The organism is Litorilituus sediminis, from assembly GCF_004295665.1.
GTDB classification, from domain to species: domain Bacteria; phylum Pseudomonadota; class Gammaproteobacteria; order Enterobacterales; family Alteromonadaceae; genus Colwellia; species Colwellia sediminis.
On record NZ_CP034759.1, the window covers coordinates 2,163,503 to 2,183,828 of the forward strand.

Consider the following 20,326-nt stretch of genomic DNA (forward strand, 5'->3'; position numbering starts at 1 on the left):
AAACGTTAATTCAAACACGATTCTAAGCACTCCTTTGGTAGTAAGGAGCGCAATTTGATCCCATTTTCTAAACCTTCAATTAGCGTAAAAGATCAAATAACCCTGTTACAAAACAGAGGGTTAATTATTCAAGATACTGAAAGAGCTGAACGTTATTTAGAAGTCATCAGTTTTTTCAGGCTTTCAGCCTACATGCGTCCTTTTCAAGTTCCTCATGACGACCAGCACACCTTTAAAGACAACGCCGAATTTAAAGAGGTCGTAGCGCTTTATGCGTTTGACCGAGAGCTACGCCTAATTATTATGGACGCAGTAGAGCGAGTCGAAGTTGGTATTCGTTCTATGGTGAATAACGTTATGGGACCGACATATCAAAACGAAGAAGAACCATATAGTGGTAGTCATTGGTATTTGAATAGGGATAGATTCAATTTTCGTTATGATCACCAACGCCTTCTCGGCACATTGGGTAATAAACAAGAACAAGAAAAACGCTCTCTTCGACAAGAGTTCGATAAAATCGACAACGCCCAACACGATGATGCAAAAAAAGACATACTGAAAAACCTTAAACAGCGTGAAAACTATTGTCGATATTATGCAAATAATTACAGTGAACCTGAACTTCCACCTTGTTGGGCAGCAATCGAAGAGTTAACCCTTGGTGAGTTATCGCACTTATATAAAGGTTTAAAGCGAGACGCTGATCGCAAAGCCATAGCTAAACGATTCAAAGTACCGCAAGACAAACTTGCCAGTTGGCTACATACATTGACCTTTATTCGTAACTGCTGCGCTCATCATGCAAGGCTTTGGAATAGAGAGTTGCCAATTGCACCTAAGCTGATGCGTGATCCTGAATGGCAATTTCCTACGGTATTGCCAGATAGCCAAATCCAACCAGCAAAACGGTTGTTCTCTGTGATTCTGCTTTTGGCATTTTTAATGAAGCAAGTCAGCCCAGACAGCAAATGGGTAAATAGCTTACTGGCGTTATTTGCCAAATACCCAAATGTGCCATTAAAAAATATGGGCTTTCCCGAAGACTGGCAGCAACACCCATTTTTACAAGAGGTAATAGAATAATGACAGGACGTTATCAAGCTTATCCTGATTACAAACCCTCAACAATAGATTGGTTAGAAGAGATACCTTCACAATGGAAAACCACCCGTCTGAAATACTTAGGAAACGCAATTATAGGCTTAACATATTCACCCGATGAGGTGGTAGAAAAGGAAAGTGAAGACGCTACATTAGTATTAAGATCGTCTAATGTGCAAAACGGAAAAATATCTCTACTGGACAACGTATATGTGAGCAAAGACATTCCCGAAAAGCTTCGTACAAAAAAAGACGATATTTTAATTTGTTCACGAAATGGTAGCCGAGCTTTAATCGGAAAAAACGCACGAATAGACGAAAGTTCTGCCAATATGACGTTTGGCGCATTCATGACTATTTTCCGAAGTAAGTACAATGAATACCTATCGCATGTTTTCAACTCCAAGTTATTTGAATATCAATCAGGCTCATTTTTAACATCAACTATTAATCAGCTAACAACTGGCAATTTGAACAGTTTCGAAATTCCTTTCCCCCCAGAAGATGAATTAGAGCCAATTAATAATTTTCTTAATCATGAAACCGCCAAAATAGACAAATTGATCAGTAAACAAGAAAAGCTGATTGAGTTGCTAAAAGAAAAACGACAAGCTGTTATTTCTCATGCTGTAACGAAAGGATTAAGACCTGATTCAGAAATGAAAGATTCAGGTGTTGAGTGGTTGGGACAAGTGATCTGGTCAAGCTAGGCCGCACACTTTCTCCTTACACTTTCAAACTCGATTGGCGACATATCGTTTAAGGTCGTATGTAATCGAACTGAGTTATAGTATTTGATGTATTTTTCAACATCGATTTTCATGCTTTCTCTTGTTAAGTGATAAACATTTAATAGCCATTCATTTTTCAAGCTTCCGAAGAACCTTTCAACTACAGCATTATCTAAGCAAGCCCCACAACCACTCATGGATGGTGTAATTCGATTAGCCCATAGCTGAGCTCGATAGCGCTTGCTGGTATATTGTGAACCTCTATCGCTATGGAATATTAAGCCTGCTTTGGGTTGGCGTAGGTTAATTGCCATCTGCATAGCTCTCATTGTTAAATCAACGGTCATACGCTTACTTAAAGCCCAACCAATAATACGGCGAGAATGTAAATCCATTACTACAGCTAGATACATCCAGCCTTGGTGAGTTCTCAAGTAAGTAATATCACCAGCCCACGTTTGGTTAGCGCTAGCTGGATTAAACTTACGCTTAAGCAAATTATCTGCAATAGCATGACTATGCTTTCGCATGGTCGTCACTTTGTAAGCTACTCGTTGTTTTACTTGTAAGCTGAGTAACTTCATCAAACTTTTTACTCGGAAAATTCCAATATTAAAACCTTCTTTGCGTAGCAGCTTCATCAAGGTTCTGGCACCAGCACTGCTTCGGCTATCATCAAATAGTCGCTTTATACGACGATATAGTCTTAGCTCATCTGGTGTGATGATTTTAGCTGGCCGCTTAAGCCAAGCGTAATAGGCTGAGCGACTCACTTTTAAAACATTACATAGCGCACTGATTGGAAAGCGCCATTGCTGCTCTTTAATATATTCGAACTTTACTTCATTTCTTTCGCAAAGAAGGCGCTGGCTTTTTTTAGGATTTCACGCTCCATTAGCAAGCGTTTGTTTTCTTTTCTAAGCTTAACCAGCTCAGCTCTTTCATCTTTACTTAATGTTTCGCCTGAAGCTTGCTTAGCAAATTTATCTTTCCAATTATAAAGCAGCTTCGTTGTAATGCCTAACGAGTTAGCAGCTTCGGTTACGCTATAACCTTGTTCTGTAACGAGCTTTACAGCTTCTTCTCTGAACTCATCTGTATATTTTCTTGGTTTTCTTCTTTGCGTCATTTTCACACCTTTATTGTTGGATTAATTATCCTTCATAAAAGTGTGCGGTGCTATTAAATCAGATCACAAGTGCCTAAGCATTGGACTGTAAAAAAAATTAAACACTTCGGTGCAGTAATCGGAGGTTATGCTTTCAAAAGTAGTGATTTTACAGATAGTGGTTACCCTGTCATTAAGATTTCTAATGTTTCACACTTAGAGATAGATTGGTCAGATAGATCTTACCTCCCACCTGATTTTGCAGAGAGGCATAAAGAATACATAGCACCAAAAGGATCTCTGGTTTTTGCAATGACTCGACCTGTTATATCAGGCGGTATCAAAGTATTCAGGATGAAAGATGACAGTAACCCTTTGATAAACCAAAGGGTTGGATTTATTAATATTGAAAACGAAGATATTTCATCTTTTATTTTACAGTCTTCGTTGTCATCGGCTTTTAAAGCACAATTTATAAATAATATGACAGTGACTAATCAACCAAATATTTCAGGGGAAGGAATTGGAGATATATGCATTGCCGTTCCTCCTCACAATGAGTTAATTGAAATCAATTTAGCTCTCAAAAATATAGAAAGTTTATATTCAAAATTGATTGAAAACTGTATCGAACAAATAGGGTTAATGAAAGAGCGAAAAACTGCTCTAATATCCGCGGCTGTTACGGGAAAAATTGATGTACGAAACTTTAAGGAAGAAGTAAATGAGTGAAGCCGCAAGAGTTACTAAACTCTCAACGTTTATAGGACACATTACAGACATAAAAGCAGACGAAAATCGTACTCTATTTTTCAGAGGTCATGCTGATTTAGAGTATGTAGCACTGCCAACTATCTTCAGAGTTAATCCTAATGACGAGCAGAGCTTACGTTATGTAGAGAAGGAACAGGAGCTTTTTCACGACATTATCATGCGCTGTCCAGAGGAGTTTCTTTCTTGCAATTCAGCATTTGACCACTTAGTAAAAATGCAACATTACGGATTACCAACAAGGTTGCTCGACATTACCAGTAACCCATTAGTAGCACTTTATTTCGCCTGCTGTACTTTGGCAGGTAAAGGTGCAAAAGGTAAGGATGGTGAAGTCCTTATTTATAGTATTCCGAATGATGAAATTAAGTTTTATAACAGCGATACGGTATCGGTCGTTAGTAACCTGTCAAAAATGAACTCAGACTTCAATTTCGAAAATGTAAATCACCACAAAAGCTACTTGCATGCGATAAGAGAAGAAAAGCCTTACTTTGCTGACGAGATCAAGCAAGAGCATTTGAACTCGGTATTATGTGTAAAGCCGAAGTTAGATAACCGTAGAATAGTAAAACAAAGCGGTGCTTTCTTATTATTTGGTATGGGGGTTAGAAAAAATGACCCAACTGGTATCCCTGAAAATTACCGTTCCGAATCGATTAAAAAAATTGAAATCCCAAAGTCTGCAAAACTCAATATATTAAATGAACTTAAAAATGTAGCGATATCCGAAGCAACACTTTTCCCAGAAATTGACTATGTAGCACGTTCATTAAGAGCTTAAAGGAATAACAATGACAACAAGCACACAGGAAAAAATCTTTCAAAACGACATATTAGATCAAATGCAATCTCATGGTTGGTTAGTGGGCGAATCCAAGCACTACAATCGAGAGCTTGCAATCTATCCTGATGACTTGTTTGAGTTTGTTGAATCCACACAAAAAGAACAATGGCAAAAGCTTTGTAATACTTATCCTAATGACCCAAAAGGAGCATTGCTTAAAACGGTTGAGCGAGACTTAAAGGCCAATAGCAAAGGAACGCTGTACGTACTTAGAAATTTAGTTAAAGACCGTGGCGCTAAATTTAGCCTTTGTGCGTTTAAGCCTGATCATGACTTAAACCCTGATGCATTGGATAGATACAACAAGAACATTCTGCGTGTTGTTCCTGAGCTAATTTATTCACCTAACGGCTATGATGGGCGTATTGACTTAACTTTATTTGTAAATGGTCTGCCCGTAGCGACTTTGGAGCTTAAATCTGAGTTTAAACAAGCATTAGATAACGCAAAAATTCAGTATATGAAAGATCGCCAGCCCAAAGATCCAACCACTAAAAAGCCAGAGCCATTGCTTACTTTTAAACGGGGCGCATTAGTTCACTTTGCGGTTAGCCAATATAACGTAGCCATGACAACTCGGTTGGCTGGCAAAAAAACCTTCTTTTTACCGTTTGACCAAGGCACAAGTGAAGGCGGCGCTGGTAACGATATTCCAGCGGATGACAGCTATGCGACTTCGTATCTTTGGAATGAAATTTTTCGCAAGGACAACCTACTTACGATTTTAGGTCGCTATATACATTTACAGGTTGAAGATAAAGAAGAGTTAGACGGCACAATAAACCGAAAAGAGACTATGATCTTCCCTCGTTATCACCAATGGTCAGCGGTTTCGACTCTACTTGACACAGTTGAGCAAGAAGGTACTGGTGAAAAGTATTTAATTCAGCACAGTGCTGGCTCAGGTAAGTCAAACTCTATTGCTTGGTTATCTCACCAATTAGCTTCTTTACACTATTATCAAGATCATGAGCAACTAAGTAAAAAAATTGGTGATAAGGTTTTTGACTCGGTGATTGTTGTAACAGACAGAACCGTTTTAGACAACCAGTTACAAGATACTATTTATCAGTTTGATCATAACGAAGGCATGATTGCTCGTATTAATCGAGAAGAAGCGCAAGGCTCAAAATCGTCTCAATTAGCTGGTGAATTAAAAGCCTCAACTTCTATTATTATCGTGACTATTCAAACTTTCCCGCACGTAATAGAAGCTATTCGAAAAGATTCAACGCTTTCAGGTAGAAGCTTTGCCGTTATTGCTGACGAAGCCCATTCAAGCCAAACAGGGGCAACAGCAAGAAAGCTTCGTGAAGTGTTAATGGCAGAACAGCTCGACAATGAAGAAGAATTAGATTCAGAAGATATTCTGCGCCTAAGCTTAGAAGCGAGAAAAGGCTCTCAAAACATTAGTTACTTTGCATTTACAGCAACCCCTAAGCCGAAAACATTAGAATTATTTGGCAGAGCACCTGATAGAAGCCGCCCTGCCGCTGATGACAATAAACCAGAAGCTTTTCATATCTACACCATGCAGCAAGCAATTGAAGAAGGCTTTATTCTGGATGTGCTGAAAAACTACACCAGCTATAAAGTTGCATATCAGTTAGCTCATAAAAATCCTGAGGGAGATAAGGAAGTAGATAGTAAAAAAGCTGCTACCAAGGTTGCTAAATGGGTTCGACTTCACCCTCATAATATTGCTCAAAAAGTTGAAACCATCATTGAGCACTTCAACAGTAATGTTAAGCACCTATTAGCAGGTGAAGCAAAAGCTATGGTGGTGACTTCAAGTAGGCTTGAAGCGGTTAGGTACAAACGAGCGTTTGATAAATATGTTGCCAACAAGGGCTACGAAGGCATTAACGCAATGGTAGCCTTTTCTGGTGAAGTGAAAGACCCAGACTTACCAGATATGGATTTCACCGAGCGTAATATGAACCCGAACTTGAATGGTCGTGACATGCGAAAAGCATTTGATACTAACGATTATCAAGTCATGTTAGTGGCTAACAAGTTCCAGACAGGTTTTGACCAACCCAAATTAGTTGCAATGTATGTAGATAAGCCGTTAAAAGGTGTTGAGTGTATTCAGACACTTTCTCGCCTTAACCGCACATGCAAAGGTAAAGACACTACTTACGTGCTGGATTTTGTAAACGACCCAGAAGAAATTTTGGAAGAATTTAAAGTTTACTTCCAAACAGCGGAATTATCGGGTGTATCAGACCCTAACCTTGTTTATGACATCATGGACAAGCTTAATGACGTTGGTATTTATACTTGGCCAGAAGTTGAAGCTTTTGTTGAAGCTTATAACGACAAAAAAGTTAATCAGGCTAAGTTGTCTAATATCTGTAAACCTGCGGTTGAGCGTTTCAACGTAAGATACAAAGAAGCTTCGAAAGTGCTTACGCTGGCTCAATCAGAGCTTAAAAAAGCCAAAGACGAAGGCAATGATAAAAAGATTAAATTTGCTGAAAACAGCGTTAAAAATGCCAAAGAAGCACGAGACGTATTAGAAGTATTTAAAAAGGATTTAATGTCATTTTGTCGCTTCTACGAGTTCAGTTCGCAAATTGTTGACTTCGATGACATCGATTTGGAGAAGCTAAGTATATATGCCAAGGAGCTATACCCATTATTACGCTTTGACATTGAAGAAAATGACATTGATCTCAGCGATTTGGCAATGACTCATTATCGTCTACATGAACAGCGAGAAGCGAACTTAATACTTAACGAGTCCAAAGCCCTTTATGTTGCAAAAGAAGCCGCTGGTGCAACTCCTCGTGATCCTCAGACGGAATTACTTAGCAGCATTGTATCTCGCATGAATGATTTGTTTATTGACGAGAAGCTCACTGAAAACGACATGATCAATTATGCCAATACCATTGCAGGTAAAGTGTCTGAGAACGAAGTAGTAATGGATCAGCTACGCAACAACACCAAAGAGCAAGCCATGCTCGGCAAGTTCCCAGAGTCTATCAACGAAGCAGTAATTGAAAGTATGGGTATACATGAAGGAATGGCAATGAAAGTGCTATCTAATGAAGCAGTAGCCAAAGGCTTTGCTGAATTAATGTTTGATATGCTGGTTAAAGGCATAAAACCAACAGCCCCATAGATTCTGCGCTATCAATGAAAGTCAAACTACTAAAACGAGCAAGCTTTTTACGTAAGGTCTTCGACAATACAAATGCTGGGCAAAAGCTATACCTATTTGGATTAGTCTGGATGTTATTTGCTTTACCAGTTTGGTTAGTTTCAGAAAAATATTCTGTCTATTATCTTTTGTTAGGCATTAGCGCTTTCTCTATTGGTTTAGTCGTTGAAGGTATTATTTTCTTTTCCAAACTCTGGGATTATAAGTTTGGAAAAATAATCATCTCAGGTATTTTTTCAGCTGTAACAACATTTACTATCGCAAGTAGTAGCGCAACCGTAGCTGAGATAGTAGGGACAGATCCGTCTAAATTTCCATATGCAATTACGCTAACAAGTTTCTTATTGTTCCCGATCTTTGCTTGGATCATTCTGCAATTTTCAGCTTTAACATTTTTTGTTTTTCACACCATGCTCGTGCCTTTATATTGGTTGTATCACCAATTCAGAGCAATGCCATTAGTGCGTTATTCTTTAAGGTTAAAAGTTAAACCGCCAAAAGAAAGGTTTATGTGGTTACTTGTATTCACAAGAGCTATTGCCGTTGGCTTTCTAATAAGTAATACCCAAGTATTAGGTAAATTTAATAAAGATTACTTAACAGGCGTTGAAAACAACATTTCATGGTTTATTTATAATTTTGAATTGTATAAAAAATCTCACTGTACAAGGCTGAATGAACAAGAAAGATTTGGCTATATCAATACAAAATTAGCCGTAGTTGGTACATTGACTACTGATAAAAAGTACCTATTTTCGACTCGAACGTGCGTAAAAATACCATCAGAATAATTTCTTACTCTAATTCAAAAGCATCTATTTTCTCTGTTTCAAGCTGTGTTTTAAATGCAATTTCATGAAGGTATTCTGTTTTTTCCATTAATGCACTCGAACAATATACTCTGGGGGCATTGCGAGAACGGCTCATTTTTACATAAGCCAACTCTTTGGATAGATAACGTTCACTGAAAAATATGTATGCGTTATCACAGGTTAGCCCCTGCGATTTATGCGTTGTCATGCCATAGCCATAATCCAACGCAGTGTAATACTTAGTGTTAAACTCTACTTGTTTACCATTGTCTAATGCGATTGTGATATTGAGAGAACGATCAATAAGTTGCTGTACTTTTTCGATTTCCCCTGTACTGCCATTACTTACTTCAATCTCATGAGCATTTTTTCTAAACATAACCCGATCACCTTTTTGTAAGTCCAATAGTTGATCTTCGTGGTTTAACATTTGAACGGTTAAGCCAGAAAGCTTTTCATCTAACTTCAGCTTTTGTCTTGCAAGCTTATTTAAATCGGCTACGTCCTGTCTCGTTGAAGCAATCATAATGTTTTCAAGAGGAGAAGATTTAAAAGAGTTGTACCAGTCATTTACCAAATTAGCTTTGGCTTGAATATGCTCTTTTTCAAATGACAAATTTCCAGACTCGTCTAAGTCATTTAAGACCTCCAAAATGTGACCATTTTTAATGTTCAAAACATTCTGGCGGTCTTTTTCATGCTTCTGACGTTGGATATTATTGAGTTCGAAAAAAGGTATTTTATCTTTAAGCCTATAATATGGATTGCCCGCCTGTATCGGATTTAACTGATTATAATCACCAACCAAAACGAGCTTGGCTCTTGCCATTTCAACGAACTCAAATAGGCGATTGAGCTTTTTAACTCCAACCATCCCAGCCTCATCCAGAACCATTACTGTTTTTTCATTTAACTTTTTCGATCCATTTTCCAAGGACAGCAACAATGAGTCTAACGTTTGAGATTTAATACCTGAACTTTCTTGCAGGCTTTCGGCAGCTTTGGCTGCAACACAACAACCAATAACTTTATACTTATTTGCCGAGTAGGCAGCATTTAACTCTTTCAACAAATACGACTTTCCTGTACCAGGTAAACCATTAATTGCAGATAAACCGCCTTTTGAAATTACCCCTAACAAAGCACTTTTCTGCTCATTGTTTAAAGTCGAATCTGGTGACAGCTGATAATTTATCGCATGGCTTTTTAATGCCGAATAGTTGATAGCATCAAAGTAAAAACTTTTCTCTAAATTTAATTGTGCCTGAGTTGTAAAACATTCGCCCAAGGTTGGATGAACAATTGTTAATAGCTCCTTGTCTTGTACTAATTGTTTCAAGTAATCCAAAGCGGCATCAATGCCTAAACCAAGCCACTGAGCATATCGGTTAATAACTTCTAGCATGTGTTTATGTTGAAAAATAGACTGATGTTCAACCAGCTCAGATAACATTTTTGTTTTAAAATCACTCAATGCATAATCATGCACAAAAGCATTCTCTGGGTAGTGTGGTATCCAATTTTCTGACTCAACTCTCCAATATTCATGTAGGTTCTTACGGGGTAAATGTTCTTTCTTATCTCTTGTAAAAAGTGCTGCTTTACCTTTGGTTATAGCGTTAGAGATCAAAGCTTCTTTCGCAATCGCATCTGTTATCTGCTCAGTTCGCTTGCTGAACGTTTTACATAGCTCATCTGGAACCATTGGTAATTTGAAGAACTCTTCGTCATGCTGAACAGCCAAATTAAGAGTCTTATTTAATTGATGAGACAACTCATTACGATACATAACACCCAAGGCTTTTTGATATTGGTGTAATTTAAGTGTTTCAAGAGAACTAAACCCTTTACCATTTTGATATGTAAGGTTTAGTAGAAGGCAATGCGAATGGAGCTGTGGGTCAAGTTTACGTGAACTTGCATGTTCAAATACAGCAAACAGCGCCTTATTAGTATTTACTCTCTGTCTGTTTTTATACTCATCAAAGCCTGAACGGGTTTGTATAATATGTTTTTCAATGTATTTTAGTGTTTTCTCAATAGCTTTTTGATGGCATTGTTGTATTTGAGTTCTTTCCTTTAATTCACTAAGACCAAACAAAACCGAAACACTCTTAGGAGCACTAAAAGTAAGATCAGAGCCAATCCAGTGTTCTTTACCTGCATTTTTTACTAATGATTTTTTACCGTCTTTTGCATAACCTTGTGCCAGATTAAGTAAATCTTCGTGAGTGACTCCTTTACCATTTAATTTTAATTGGCTCGATAAATTGCCAAACCAATAACCTTGTGGCTCATATTCATTCGAGTAGTATTTTAGTGAAGCAATTTCTGTGTAATAGGCTATTTTCGATTGATCTGAGCACTTTCCTAATCTACTGATCGTCAGCATGGTTAACCTCCTTATTATCTTCTTTCGATTTCTTAATCCAATCAGCCAGTTCAAAAGGTTTTGATAACTTTCTCACTTTAGGCAATTTCCAGCAGAGCTTGCCAACCATGCCAGTACCTGCAATAGACAAGTAGCCGTGTATGCCTTTTTTACTTGGTTGAGGTAGTGCCAGCAGGTCTTCTTTTCTAACAATAGGCAGAGTTACTCTTTGCCATGAAAAAGTAGCTTGTCCTTCTTCATCAAAATTTGATTGCAACCTTTCAATTTCCTGAGAGCCTAAACTATCAGCTATTGTTTTGATCGTATCTCCCATAGAACCAACCCTGAGCATAATTGTTGTACCAACCATTGACGCTAAGGACATAACTTCTTCTTTGCTCATCTTGCGAGTCAGAAGAGCTAAATCTTGGATCCCAATCAGTATTCTTGCGCCTTTACTCCTCGATACCGTCATAAAATCTATGATTGGAAAATTTAGGTGAAAAATTTCGTCTAACACGAAATAAAATTCTCGCTCAGTATCGTCCTCTAACGATAAAAGCTGACTTGAGATAAAGCATAAAGCTAAGTTACATACGGCTTCTGACAAAGCTTTATATCTCGGATTTTGTTGCAAGATTACAGTTCTAATCTTGCTGTGCTCATCAGACACCCAATCATTCAATGAAATACCATTTTCAGCATTGTTCCATGCCAACGCTATTTGATGTATTGGCGCAGTATAAGATTGTAATGTAAGCACCATACTCTTGCTGGTCTTAGATTTTTCGTCTACCAACTGACCTGCAACAGGGTTAACACTCATTAGTTCTCTGTGAAGATATTTTTCAGGCAGCTTCAACATATCAGAGAGATCTTTCCACCCCCATTTATTTGCCCCATGTTTTTTAATTAACACCTGACAAATACCAACTAAAATGATTCGGCTCGATTGAACCCATAAGGGATCTTGTTTTTGATTTTCAGGAATTATTGCCTCTGCAAACTGCATTGCTGAGTTATAATCGTATACATCTTTGCAAATAGCCCATTGAAGTGAGTTTTGATCAAATGCAGCCAAAACTTGTACGTGTTCGTTATGGCGATAATAAGCGGAAAAGTCACCTTTGATGTCATAGATAATGGACTTTTCTTTGGATTCAATAATGCTGCTAACTACTGGCAGTAAAATCGAAGTTTTACCACTACCAATTTGCCCGCATATCAGAACATGCTGACCTTCTCTTCCCTTTGGCAATTTCAAATGATGATGTATAGGTAAACCATAACCTGAAAACTCATACTCAGATTTTAAAAGCTCTGAAAGCCTTGATTCAGCTTGTTCAAATTCTAAATAATCTGTTCCTGATATTTTGCGCTCCCCCAGACTAAGCGTTTTTTTCTTCGCCCAAAGCCCAGAATAAACAGCGAGTAGCAAAGCAATTATTTGTGAAGCAATTACGCTTGCTAAAACCACGGTTTGGTTACTTCGATCTATTGATAAATACCACTGACTTAGAGTGTACTCATTATCTCCAAATCCCAAGTTCACTTGTAATGTTGAATTTAATATTTCACAGAATTTATCTACCGTAAGCAATTCAAAATATTCAAATAACAGTAGATATGAAGAACCGAAAGACGTTGAGAAGTAAGCCAATAGTGAGCACAGAACAACAAACGGAATACTATATGTTGCAACGGAAGAAGGGCTTTTTGATGTATTTAAATTATCGGGTGCTGCCTGTTTTAACATGACTTACCTCCCAGAGCTTTTTCGATATCTATTAGCTTTTGGTAGAGTCTTTTTTGACGTTTTGCGTTTTCTTTAAATAACTCTCCTAATTGTTCCGATTTTGCTGTCTCCTTTGCCAAGTCTTGCAAAGCTGAAAGCTTTGTTTCGATATCTTCCATAGCCGATAATGAGTTCGCTTTTTCAAACCATGCGGTTCTTATAAGCTGTGCCATTGTTGTGTTCTGCATAGCAGCAATCTGCTTCAAAAAACGATACTCATTTTCTGGAAGCTGTATCGAAAATTTTCTACTCTTTTCCATCTTAGAACCCTCCCACAGAAGACGAGTTATAAGAACCCACTGCAAAAGCACTAACTAAAAGGGCTTTACGCTGGTTTAAAGGTAGAGAAGAACCCAACAATTTTTCAGCAAAAAATTTATTAAAACCCTTGGTTTTAATAATCATTGATAAGGGTTGTGAAACTACACCGCAATTCACGCAGTGGAGTGAGGTGTAGACGTTATCAATAGATTGATAAGGTGTTCCAAGGTATACGGTAAGCAAACTGATTGATAACCACTTAGCTAACAGAAATTCTTGTTTACAAAGTTCCAATGGATAACCAAAATCACGTAAGTGATCAGCTGCTTTATCGAATGACAAAGACTGCAAATGCTCTTCCAAGCTATCATTTTTTGATTTAGTAAAGCCAAGGCTGTTCTTGAACAGACATGGGAGCTCTTTTCTAAGTTGCTCGTTTACTTGGAAAATAAAAATATGAGCTAATAAATTATTCATATTCAACCTCCAAGTCTTGTTCCAGTTCGTTTTCGATATAATTGAAAACAACTTGGCTCACTTCTTCTATTTCTCTATATTGAGCAGCCCTGATCAGGGTGAAGCAGTCTTGTATATTGGTTTCCTCAAGAAGTTGATTTACATAATCAGCTCGATGGAGGTTACTTGATAACCAAAGCAGAAGATCTGCGTTGTAAATGTCTGGCTCGACACTATCAAGAGCCAAGTCAAAATCTTTGTGCTCTTCTAAACCTTCCAATAAATAATAAGTTACCTGCATTCGATAGTTGTCTAACGGAATACCATCATTTAGCTCTTCTCGCAGGTGCGATAAAAAATCAGACTTATAGTTTTCAAAGTAAAATTTAACTTTGTCTTCGTTAATGTGTTCTTTTGTAATCTGATTGCGCAGGTCTGACGCAAAGTCTTGTATTTCTTTACTCATAAGTTTTCTCCTGTTTTTTTGAGTGAAAACGAATGCGGTAAAGATATTCAGCAAGTCGACTTGGTTGATACCAGTCGGGAAATGGATTAGTAGTTTAAAAAGAGAGATTTAAAGTAATTAGTTTCCCAGTAATGATTAAAAACAAAAGCATTCAATACAAGTGATAACACATGTTTTTAATTCTCAAATAGCAAAACTGAAAAAAATTTAACTTTTTTTCGAAAAAAACATTATCTATATGAATTTGTTAGGAAAATAGTTTAACACCTCCTAAATTCCATGCAAAAACGTGCAAGAATATGCAAAAACCAAACAAAATAAACCTATATATATCAACAACTTAAACAGTTGAGAATTTGACAAACTGACTTTTTTCGAGTTAATATACGCTCAACTTATTAACAAAGCCAAACGGTTTAAAAGTGAAAACACAAAAACTGAATTGGACTTCTGAGCAATACTCGTAACATTTCTTACGTCACTTCTCAGAGTTCCAAACTTTGCTGAGAAAGTGACATTTCTATGATCACCTTCGCCAATTAATAGCTAACCATTGAAGGTTAGACGGCGCAAAGATCTGTCTGAAATCCACTATTCGCAAACTAATTAATTGCCAAAATTGGCAAAGGCTTTGTGCACCAAATTTTTTAGTAAAAATAGGAGAAATGATATGAAAAAGACTAAATACGTTTATGTTAGCTATGTGACTAAGCAAACAAGCTCAATATCGGAGGTGAACTATGTACGTGTATAACTACGAAGAATTTATAAATGGGCATGCTATTGCAAACTTAAGTTCAATTTATACCTCCGCTGACGGTAGGACATACTGCGAGGGGTGTGTTGTAGAACACTATGTAGACCCAGTAAGTAACAAACTCTGGTTAAGAAAGTCCACCAAGAAAGGCTTAAAAGTCGACCGTGTGTACCGTATAGAAAACGGCAGGTATCACAGGGTCTCAGAACAAGACTTTAAGCTAATCCCAGATTGGACTCATAGGTTCTTAAAAAGCAAGATTCAAAGCTTTTAAAGCACAAGTTTAATGGATTGACTTGTTCGGTATTACTCCGAAAAAACAAAGGAAAACTTTCAATAAGACAATTAGGCAAATCATGAATAAACGTAATTCAGATTTAACTCTCGGAGGTGAAGCAACAATATAACCTCCCTCCGAGGATTTCAATATAGGAGAAACATTTATGAAAAAAACAAATTACAAAGTTATCTGCTCACACAATCTTACAGCTCTTAAAGCTATGCCATCAAGTTACTCCTATCGGTGGAACTTGTATTGACCTCTACAATGGCTCAGGCACAACAGGTATTGCATGTGCTAAGGAAGGCTTCTCTTATATCGGTATTGAAATGAATAAGAAATACTGTGATATCTCAATTGGAAGAATCAACGAAGCATTGCGTCAATTTGACTGTGACATAACCTGTACACTTGAAACCCTCGCATACTCAGCAAATGATCCTGAGTTTAATGTGACGAACCCTGCCGCTTAATCTCATTAATTTAACTCTTGGAAATTGTTTAAATTCATTTTGAATAATTTCCAAGAGTCACCAAACAGCTTGTCTGTGCGGTAGCCCCCTGACTTTCATTTTTTCGATATTTTGATAATATTGACCTCGATTAGATTTCATAAAATCGCCTCACATGGATGGATGTATAACACCACGGAATGGAGCGATAACCATTGAAGGCTCTCTGTTTGCGATTCAATACGGATATTGGTATGAGCAGTATGGAGATATGAATATGTCTAATCGCATTAAAAACCAAGTTTCAACTACTTTGCAGTCTTTGAAAGAAGAGTTTAATGAAACGCTTTTTGTCCGTTTGGATCGAATATCTGAGAGATACTTAGGTATGAAGACTGCTACGGCAAAAAGAAGAGCTGGGGAGTGTGCTTTGCCATTTCCTGTATCTCGGTTAAATGATTCACAGAAGTCACCATACGTTGTTCAATTAACGGTTCTTGCTGACTACATAGATAATCGGTTTAGAGCTGACTATGACGAGTGGAAAAAAGCACAGTATGCGAATTGAGTTTATGGGGCAATTGCCCCTTTTTAATATCCCCAAAAGTACCCTAAAAATACCCAGAAACAAAACCAAGAAAAATATACATAAAAATAACAATCACATATATACAAAGTAGCCCCAATCGAGCATGGGCGCAACTGAGAGTTTGTGTGAAATCATAAGCAGTATTGAAAGTTAGCCTACTAACAAGGTAAGTAAATAAATTAACGTCATTATAATTGAAACTAATGATAGTTTAAAACTCTTGCCTTGGCTCTTAGTTATAATAAGGCAAATAAAGAATATCTACTCTTCAGACAAGGCTTCAATATTAACAATTTCAGAACGATTTAAGGTGATCTTATATCGTTGTAATTGCTCCCCTTGTTTGCTTTTATTTTTCAAAACTAGGTTAATTTGATAGCGTCTTTCAACCGACTGACCTGATATTTTTTGTCCATCTAAGCTATAGAGCTTACCTGCCCCTTTCTTTAGAAAACGAACAAACGGGGTCAAATTAAAGAAGATCTGCTGTTGAATTTCGTCATAACCGGGCAAGTATTCTTTTACTATCACTTTGTTATCGCAGCGAAAATGCAATAACCGAGCTGCTTGCTTATTTTGCTGACGTCGGCGCTGAAATAGCTCATTTACATCTTTGGGTAAATCTTTACTTTGAATATATTCAAGCCACAATACTTGGCTGAGAATCCGTTTATTATTAACGCTATGCGTGAACAGGTTTTGCCATTTTGGCCGACCTTTTTGAATTTTACGCCAAATTAAACTGGTTAAATCATCTTTAAATATTTCACGTAAGCCATAAATTACACCTAATAAAGCAATTAGTGCTACGGTTATTTCGGCAAAGTTTGACCTTGCATTGAGCACTAAAAACATAACAAAAGCCATAATCACCGCAGTAACTGAGCCTCTGACTAATCGTTTTAAGTTCAAGTTTAAATATCTAGTTTGCTTTTTAAAGACAACACCATACTCAATTAAGCGTTGTAATAAGCGCATCTTATTGGTGATACGGTTAGGATCATCCAAAGTCACTTGAGAGTTATATTCATTGGCAACGCGATAAGCATTTTCTTGGCGACAAAAGGATAATAAGAACTCTCGCTCGGTCGAAAAATCGCTGCTTTTTGGCCCTTTCGCCAGCAACTTAAGAAATGATTGCTCTGCGTGCCAACTTAAATAATTATCGGCATTTTCAAAAAATGAACTGAGTTTTTTATCAGGCGGTGAATATCGTCGTAACTTTTTCAACAGCACAAGCGTTTGCTCAGCTAGCTCGACTGAAGCTGGATAAAACTCTTCAGCATTTTTAAGCATTAATGTTTGCTTTATATCGGCATCTAAAGCTATGCGGATTTGATAAGAATACAGATTTAAATTAAGCCGATAATCGGTTTGCTCACCTTTGTTTTGACTGATAAAACGGCTTCTTACCAGGGGGAGATGCAATTGATCGGCATAATAAGCACTGTGAGTTTTTATATTGGAGTAAAAGTAATCTTCTTCGTTGAGTGTGCTAGGGCTAATGCCCATTTCAACAGGCAGGGAAAAGTATAAATCAAGACGTTGATATTCTTGCGGTAGTAACTGATGACTTATTTTAAACGATAAGTTTTCATCTTGGCTAAGCTGTGCAGTTTTCACTCGATGCTAATTCTCCTTTATCAATAACTTAACATACCTCAGTTAATTAAAGCATAGCAATAATCAACTAAGGTTTGATAACTATTTATTAATAATCAGAAAATAAGTCAGGTATCTAGATTTTGATGAATATTTTCTTGCGATACAAGATTAAAGAAACATACCAAAACACCACGACATGACTAAAGGCGAATAAAAACGATGCAAAGGTCGCTTCAATATGCGTACTGATTAAAATAAATAACCAATCATAAAGTGTCTGCTCTCCGACAAAAACATTCATATAAAAGGTTGCAACTAAATAGGATAAAACATAAACAAATAGCGGGTTAGTACCATAAACAAGCAAAGGCTCAGCTAATTTTTGCTGTTGCAACATATCAATTAACCAAACAAATAAAGCCAATAATAAACAAGCGAAACCTGTGGTATAAATTACATATGAGCCCGTCCACAATGATTTGTTAATAGGTAGAACTAGACTCCATAAAAGGGCAAAACCGATAGCTAAACCACCAATTAAAATTAACTTAATTACGCTTTCTTTCTTATCCTTAATACTTGTTAAGTAGCGAGTTACTTCAAAGCCCAGCAACATATTCACTATGGCAGGAATAGTGCTCAATATACCTTCAGGATCAAACGCAATACCAAGGCCGCCGTACATATGGCTAGCACCAAGCACAGCTAAATCGAACTGACGAACAATATTTCCTTCCAAACTATAGGCTTGCTCGGCGCCAACCGAAAGCAGTAAGCCCCAGTATGCGATTAAAATCACAGCTGAAACAATGAAAATACCGCGACGATTAAGCAAAAGCACAATGGTTGCTGCAAAAATATAAGCGATTCCAATGCGCTGTAATACCCCCATAATTCGCCAGGTATCAGGGTCAGAATTAAATGGGATAATATTAAGCATAAAGCCAATAAAAAATATGATAAAACCACGTTTAACAATACGCAGGAATTGTGGCGTAGAGGCAGCAAAGTTAGTTTTCTTAAATGAAAAAAACATGGCTGAGCCAATAATAAATAAAAAGAAAGGGAACACTAAATCCGTAGGGGTACAGCCATGCCATTTCGCATGCAATAACGGAGCATAGACATGACTCCAACTGCCTGGAGTATTAACCAATATCATTAGTGCAATAGTAATGCCTCGAAAGGCATCAAGGGCAAGGTATCTTGTCATGCTAATTTCCTATCTAAAAGCCAAAAGACAGCGCTGTCTTTTTGGGATTGTAATAGATTGCAATAAAAATGGCGAATAGTTTCCTAGTTGCTCACGTCAATTACTTCGACATCTTAGCACTGAAAAAACTGTTAACTGACACTATTTGGCTATGGTACACTGATAAAAACTGTCTAATTATATAGCTTAGGTATGACTGATTCATCGGCACAACAATTATTGGCGCAAGCACAACAAGTCTGTGCAAAAAAAGGCGCTCGATTCACAAAAGTTCGTGAACAAGTTTTTTTATTACTTGCAAAGCATAATGGTGCGGTAGGTGCTTATGACTTACTTGATGAACTAAAAGCGCTTGATCCTTCTGCTAAACCGGCGACTATTTATCGCGCCTTAGACTTTTTAAGCAAACAAGGCTTTGTTCATAAAATAGAATCAATTAACGCCTTCGTTATGTGTCATCATTTTGGTGAGTGCAACCATCCTGTGCAATTATTAATTTGCGATGATTGCGGCCAAGTTGATGAAATTCAATCAAATAACTTTGATCTTGCTTTACGTGCCATGGCTGATGCCAGTGGCTTTACTATAAGCCATCAAATAGTTGAAGCGCATGGCAGTTGTCGTTCTTGTACAGCGCAAGCCAATTAAGCTTTCTACTAGTAGACTCGAGATGATTTACACAAATGCTACTTAGTCGTTATTACTTTGTTCAAGATCAACAAGTTAAACGGCATAAAACGTAAAGTTGCTATAAGTAAACGACTAAGGCCTTTAACTAAGCGATAAAACAGTAAAAAACTTTTTAATGGGAATAGTGGTAAAAAACACAATAGTCGTCGATACTTATGCTATTAGCAACCAATTGACTTAGCTAGTTATAGGCATTTTTTGCAATAATTTTCAAAAAATAGTGATTGGTAATAACAATTAACCTAATTATTAGTATTTATTAATATCGTTTGATTTACATTTGTTAATTAACCGTGCAAAATCAAACTACTTAATTAAACTGACAAGGCTCGGAAAGCTCCATGAATGTAGAGTTTATTAACCCCTTTTTATCTTCAATGTTAAATGTAATGTCAACTATGGCTCAAATGGAGTTAACTCCTGAAAAGCCTAAGTTGAAAAAAGACGAAGTAGCCATGGGTGATGTTTCAGGTTTAATCGGCATGGTTAGTGAACAGGCTAAAGGCTCATTATCTATCACATTTGATTCTGCGTTAGCTATAGCAACAATGAAAGGCATGGTTGGTGAAGCGCCTGACGAAGTTAATGAAGAGATCACCGACTTAGTTGGTGAAATAACCAATATGGTCACAGGTGGCGCGAAAAGAATGCTGAGTGAAAAAGGCTTTGAATTTGATATGGCAACCCCTGTCGTTGTTTCTGGCCCTGACCATACTATTCACCATAAAGCTAAAGGCCCTGTCGTAATAATTCCTCTTGGCTCTCCAACCGGTAAAGCCTATATTGAATTTAGTTTTGATGAATAATATCTTATTAAACTAACTTACTGTTACTTATAAAAAAAGCGAC

At 37.2% G+C, this 20,326-nt stretch carries 18 protein-coding genes; 10 read left to right on the forward strand and 8 right to left on the reverse strand.

The features are described from left to right. Nucleotides 1-54: 54 nt before the first annotated feature. Together EMK97_RS09645 and EMK97_RS09650 are read left to right on the forward strand one after the other, a co-directional pair. Nucleotides 55-1,086 (forward strand): Abi family protein, encoded by a 1,032-nt coding sequence (locus EMK97_RS09645; RefSeq protein ID WP_130601636.1) that lies wholly within the window; start codon nt 55-57, stop codon nt 1,084-1,086. Continuing rightward, on the forward strand, nt 1,086-1,814 hold the full coding sequence (locus EMK97_RS09650) for a restriction endonuclease subunit S (protein WP_130601638.1): 729 nt from the start codon (nt 1,086-1,088) through the stop codon (nt 1,812-1,814). The genes EMK97_RS09645 and EMK97_RS09650 overlap by 1 nt, the downstream gene beginning before the upstream one ends. Here EMK97_RS09650 and EMK97_RS09655 read toward each other — a convergent pair. Continuing rightward, nucleotides 1,811-2,964 (reverse strand): IS3 family transposase gene (locus EMK97_RS09655; protein WP_130598651.1). Its coding sequence is split into 2 segments (ribosomal slippage): nt 1,811-2,706 and nt 2,706-2,964, totalling 1,155 coding nucleotides; the frame shifts between segments, so codons are not numbered across the junction. The two genes, EMK97_RS09650 and EMK97_RS09655, sit on opposite strands and share 4 nt — an antisense overlap. Nucleotides 2,965-3,033: 69 nt before the next feature. Between EMK97_RS09655 and EMK97_RS09660 the strand changes: the two genes are divergently transcribed. From EMK97_RS09660 to EMK97_RS09675, 4 genes are read left to right on the forward strand one after another with little or no spacing between them, the layout of a single operon-like run. After that, nucleotides 3,034-3,675 carry a restriction endonuclease subunit S gene (locus EMK97_RS09660; protein ID WP_170176741.1) on the forward strand — a complete coding sequence of 214 codons (642 nt, stop codon included), beginning with the start codon at nt 3,034-3,036 and terminating at the stop codon, nt 3,673-3,675. Further along, nucleotides 3,668-4,498, forward strand: a complete 831-nt coding sequence (locus EMK97_RS09665) for an FRG domain-containing protein (protein WP_130601642.1) — start codon at nt 3,668-3,670, stop codon at nt 4,496-4,498. The genes EMK97_RS09660 and EMK97_RS09665 overlap by 8 nt, the downstream gene beginning before the upstream one ends. A 10-nt stretch (nt 4,499-4,508) precedes the next feature. Continuing rightward, complete coding sequence (locus EMK97_RS09670; protein WP_130601644.1) at nt 4,509-7,691, forward strand: type I restriction endonuclease subunit R; 3,183 nt, start codon at nt 4,509-4,511, stop codon at nt 7,689-7,691. Nucleotides 7,692-7,705: 14 nt separating this feature from the next. After that, nucleotides 7,706-8,521 (forward strand): hypothetical protein, encoded by an 816-nt coding sequence (locus EMK97_RS09675; protein ID WP_130601646.1) that lies wholly within the window; start codon nt 7,706-7,708, stop codon nt 8,519-8,521. 4 nt (nt 8,522-8,525) lie between these two features. Here the strand turns inward: EMK97_RS09675 and mobF are convergent, their stop codons facing one another. Genes mobF through EMK97_RS09700 form a run of 5 tightly spaced genes read right to left on the reverse strand, consistent with a single transcriptional unit; the run spans nt 8,526 to nt 13,891 of the window. Next, nucleotides 8,526-10,934, reverse strand: coding sequence for a MobF family relaxase (gene mobF, locus EMK97_RS09680; RefSeq protein WP_130601648.1), 2,409 nt, complete (start codon nt 10,932-10,934; stop codon nt 8,526-8,528). Next, entirely contained in the window at nt 10,918-12,669 is a 1,752-nt protein-coding gene (locus EMK97_RS09685) for a type IV secretion system DNA-binding domain-containing protein (RefSeq protein WP_130601650.1), read from the reverse strand. The genes mobF and EMK97_RS09685 overlap by 17 nt, the downstream gene beginning before the upstream one ends. Then, the gene (locus EMK97_RS09690) at nt 12,663-12,968 is read right to left on the reverse strand and encodes a DUF6290 family protein (protein ID WP_130601652.1); all 306 of its coding nucleotides are present in this window, start codon (nt 12,966-12,968) and stop codon (nt 12,663-12,665) included. Before EMK97_RS09690 ends, EMK97_RS09685 begins: the two co-directional genes overlap by 7 nt. Before the next feature lies 1 nt (nt 12,969). Beyond that, entirely contained in the window at nt 12,970-13,446 is a 477-nt protein-coding gene (locus tag EMK97_RS09695) for a hypothetical protein (protein ID WP_130601654.1), read from the reverse strand. Then, on the reverse strand, nt 13,439-13,891 hold the full coding sequence (locus EMK97_RS09700) for a hypothetical protein (protein WP_130601656.1): 453 nt from the start codon (nt 13,889-13,891) through the stop codon (nt 13,439-13,441). The genes EMK97_RS09695 and EMK97_RS09700 overlap by 8 nt, the downstream gene beginning before the upstream one ends. A gap of 1,237 nt (nt 13,892-15,128) precedes the next feature. Between EMK97_RS09700 and EMK97_RS19415 the strand changes: the two genes are divergently transcribed. Continuing rightward, nucleotides 15,129-15,401 carry a DNA methyltransferase gene (locus EMK97_RS19415; RefSeq protein ID WP_342774647.1) on the forward strand — a complete coding sequence of 91 codons (273 nt, stop codon included), beginning with the start codon at nt 15,129-15,131 and terminating at the stop codon, nt 15,399-15,401. Between the two features lie 256 nt (nt 15,402-15,657). Then, nucleotides 15,658-15,948, forward strand: coding sequence for a pyocin activator PrtN family protein (locus tag EMK97_RS09710; RefSeq protein ID WP_130601658.1), 291 nt, complete (start codon nt 15,658-15,660; stop codon nt 15,946-15,948). A 282-nt stretch (nt 15,949-16,230) separates the two neighbouring features. Here the strand turns inward: EMK97_RS09710 and EMK97_RS09715 are convergent, their stop codons facing one another. Both EMK97_RS09715 and EMK97_RS09720 read right to left on the reverse strand, forming a co-directional pair. Further along, nucleotides 16,231-17,592 carry a hypothetical protein gene (locus EMK97_RS09715; RefSeq protein WP_130601660.1) on the reverse strand — a complete coding sequence of 454 codons (1,362 nt, stop codon included), beginning with the start codon at nt 17,590-17,592 and terminating at the stop codon, nt 16,231-16,233. A 115-nt stretch (nt 17,593-17,707) separates the two neighbouring features. Further along, nucleotides 17,708-18,787 (reverse strand): acyltransferase family protein, encoded by a 1,080-nt coding sequence (locus tag EMK97_RS09720; protein ID WP_130601662.1) that lies wholly within the window; start codon nt 18,785-18,787, stop codon nt 17,708-17,710. Nucleotides 18,788-18,979: 192 nt separating this feature from the next. Here EMK97_RS09720 and zur point away from each other — a divergent pair, with 192 nt between their 5' ends. Both zur and EMK97_RS09730 read left to right on the forward strand, forming a co-directional pair. Beyond that, entirely contained in the window at nt 18,980-19,435 is a 456-nt protein-coding gene (gene zur, locus EMK97_RS09725; protein WP_130601664.1) for a zinc uptake transcriptional repressor Zur, read from the forward strand. Between the two features lie 383 nt (nt 19,436-19,818). Further along, nucleotides 19,819-20,283, forward strand: coding sequence for a chemotaxis protein CheX (locus tag EMK97_RS09730; protein ID WP_130601666.1), 465 nt, complete (start codon nt 19,819-19,821; stop codon nt 20,281-20,283). Nucleotides 20,284-20,326: the final 43 nt, after the last annotated feature.

Bases quoted from the DNA above. Each gene is read 5' to 3' on its own strand.
- EMK97_RS09650 (WP_130601638.1), top strand. From the start codon at position 1,086: ATGACAGGACGTTATCAAGCTTATCCTGATTACAAACCCTCAACAATA.
- EMK97_RS09665 (WP_130601642.1), top strand. From the start codon at position 3,668: ATGAGTGAAGCCGCAAGAGTTACTAAACTCTCAACGTTTATAGGACAC.
- EMK97_RS09670 (WP_130601644.1), top strand. From the start codon at position 4,509: ATGACAACAAGCACACAGGAAAAAATCTTTCAAAACGACATATTAGAT.
- EMK97_RS09675 (WP_130601646.1), top strand. From the start codon at position 7,706: ATGAAAGTCAAACTACTAAAACGAGCAAGCTTTTTACGTAAGGTCTTC.
- mobF (WP_130601648.1), bottom strand. From the start codon at position 10,934: ATGCTGACGATCAGTAGATTAGGAAAGTGCTCAGATCAATCGAAAATA.
- EMK97_RS09685 (WP_130601650.1), bottom strand. From the start codon at position 12,669: ATGTTAAAACAGGCAGCACCCGATAATTTAAATACATCAAAAAGCCCT.
- EMK97_RS09690 (WP_130601652.1), bottom strand. From the start codon at position 12,968: ATGGAAAAGAGTAGAAAATTTTCGATACAGCTTCCAGAAAATGAGTAT.
- EMK97_RS09695 (WP_130601654.1), bottom strand. From the start codon at position 13,446: ATGAATAATTTATTAGCTCATATTTTTATTTTCCAAGTAAACGAGCAA.
- EMK97_RS09700 (WP_130601656.1), bottom strand. From the start codon at position 13,891: ATGAGTAAAGAAATACAAGACTTTGCGTCAGACCTGCGCAATCAGATT.
- EMK97_RS09710 (WP_130601658.1), top strand. From the start codon at position 15,658: ATGTCTAATCGCATTAAAAACCAAGTTTCAACTACTTTGCAGTCTTTG.
- EMK97_RS09720 (WP_130601662.1), bottom strand. From the start codon at position 18,787: ATGACAAGATACCTTGCCCTTGATGCCTTTCGAGGCATTACTATTGCA.
- zur (WP_130601664.1), top strand. From the start codon at position 18,980: ATGACTGATTCATCGGCACAACAATTATTGGCGCAAGCACAACAAGTC.
- EMK97_RS09730 (WP_130601666.1), top strand. From the start codon at position 19,819: ATGAATGTAGAGTTTATTAACCCCTTTTTATCTTCAATGTTAAATGTA.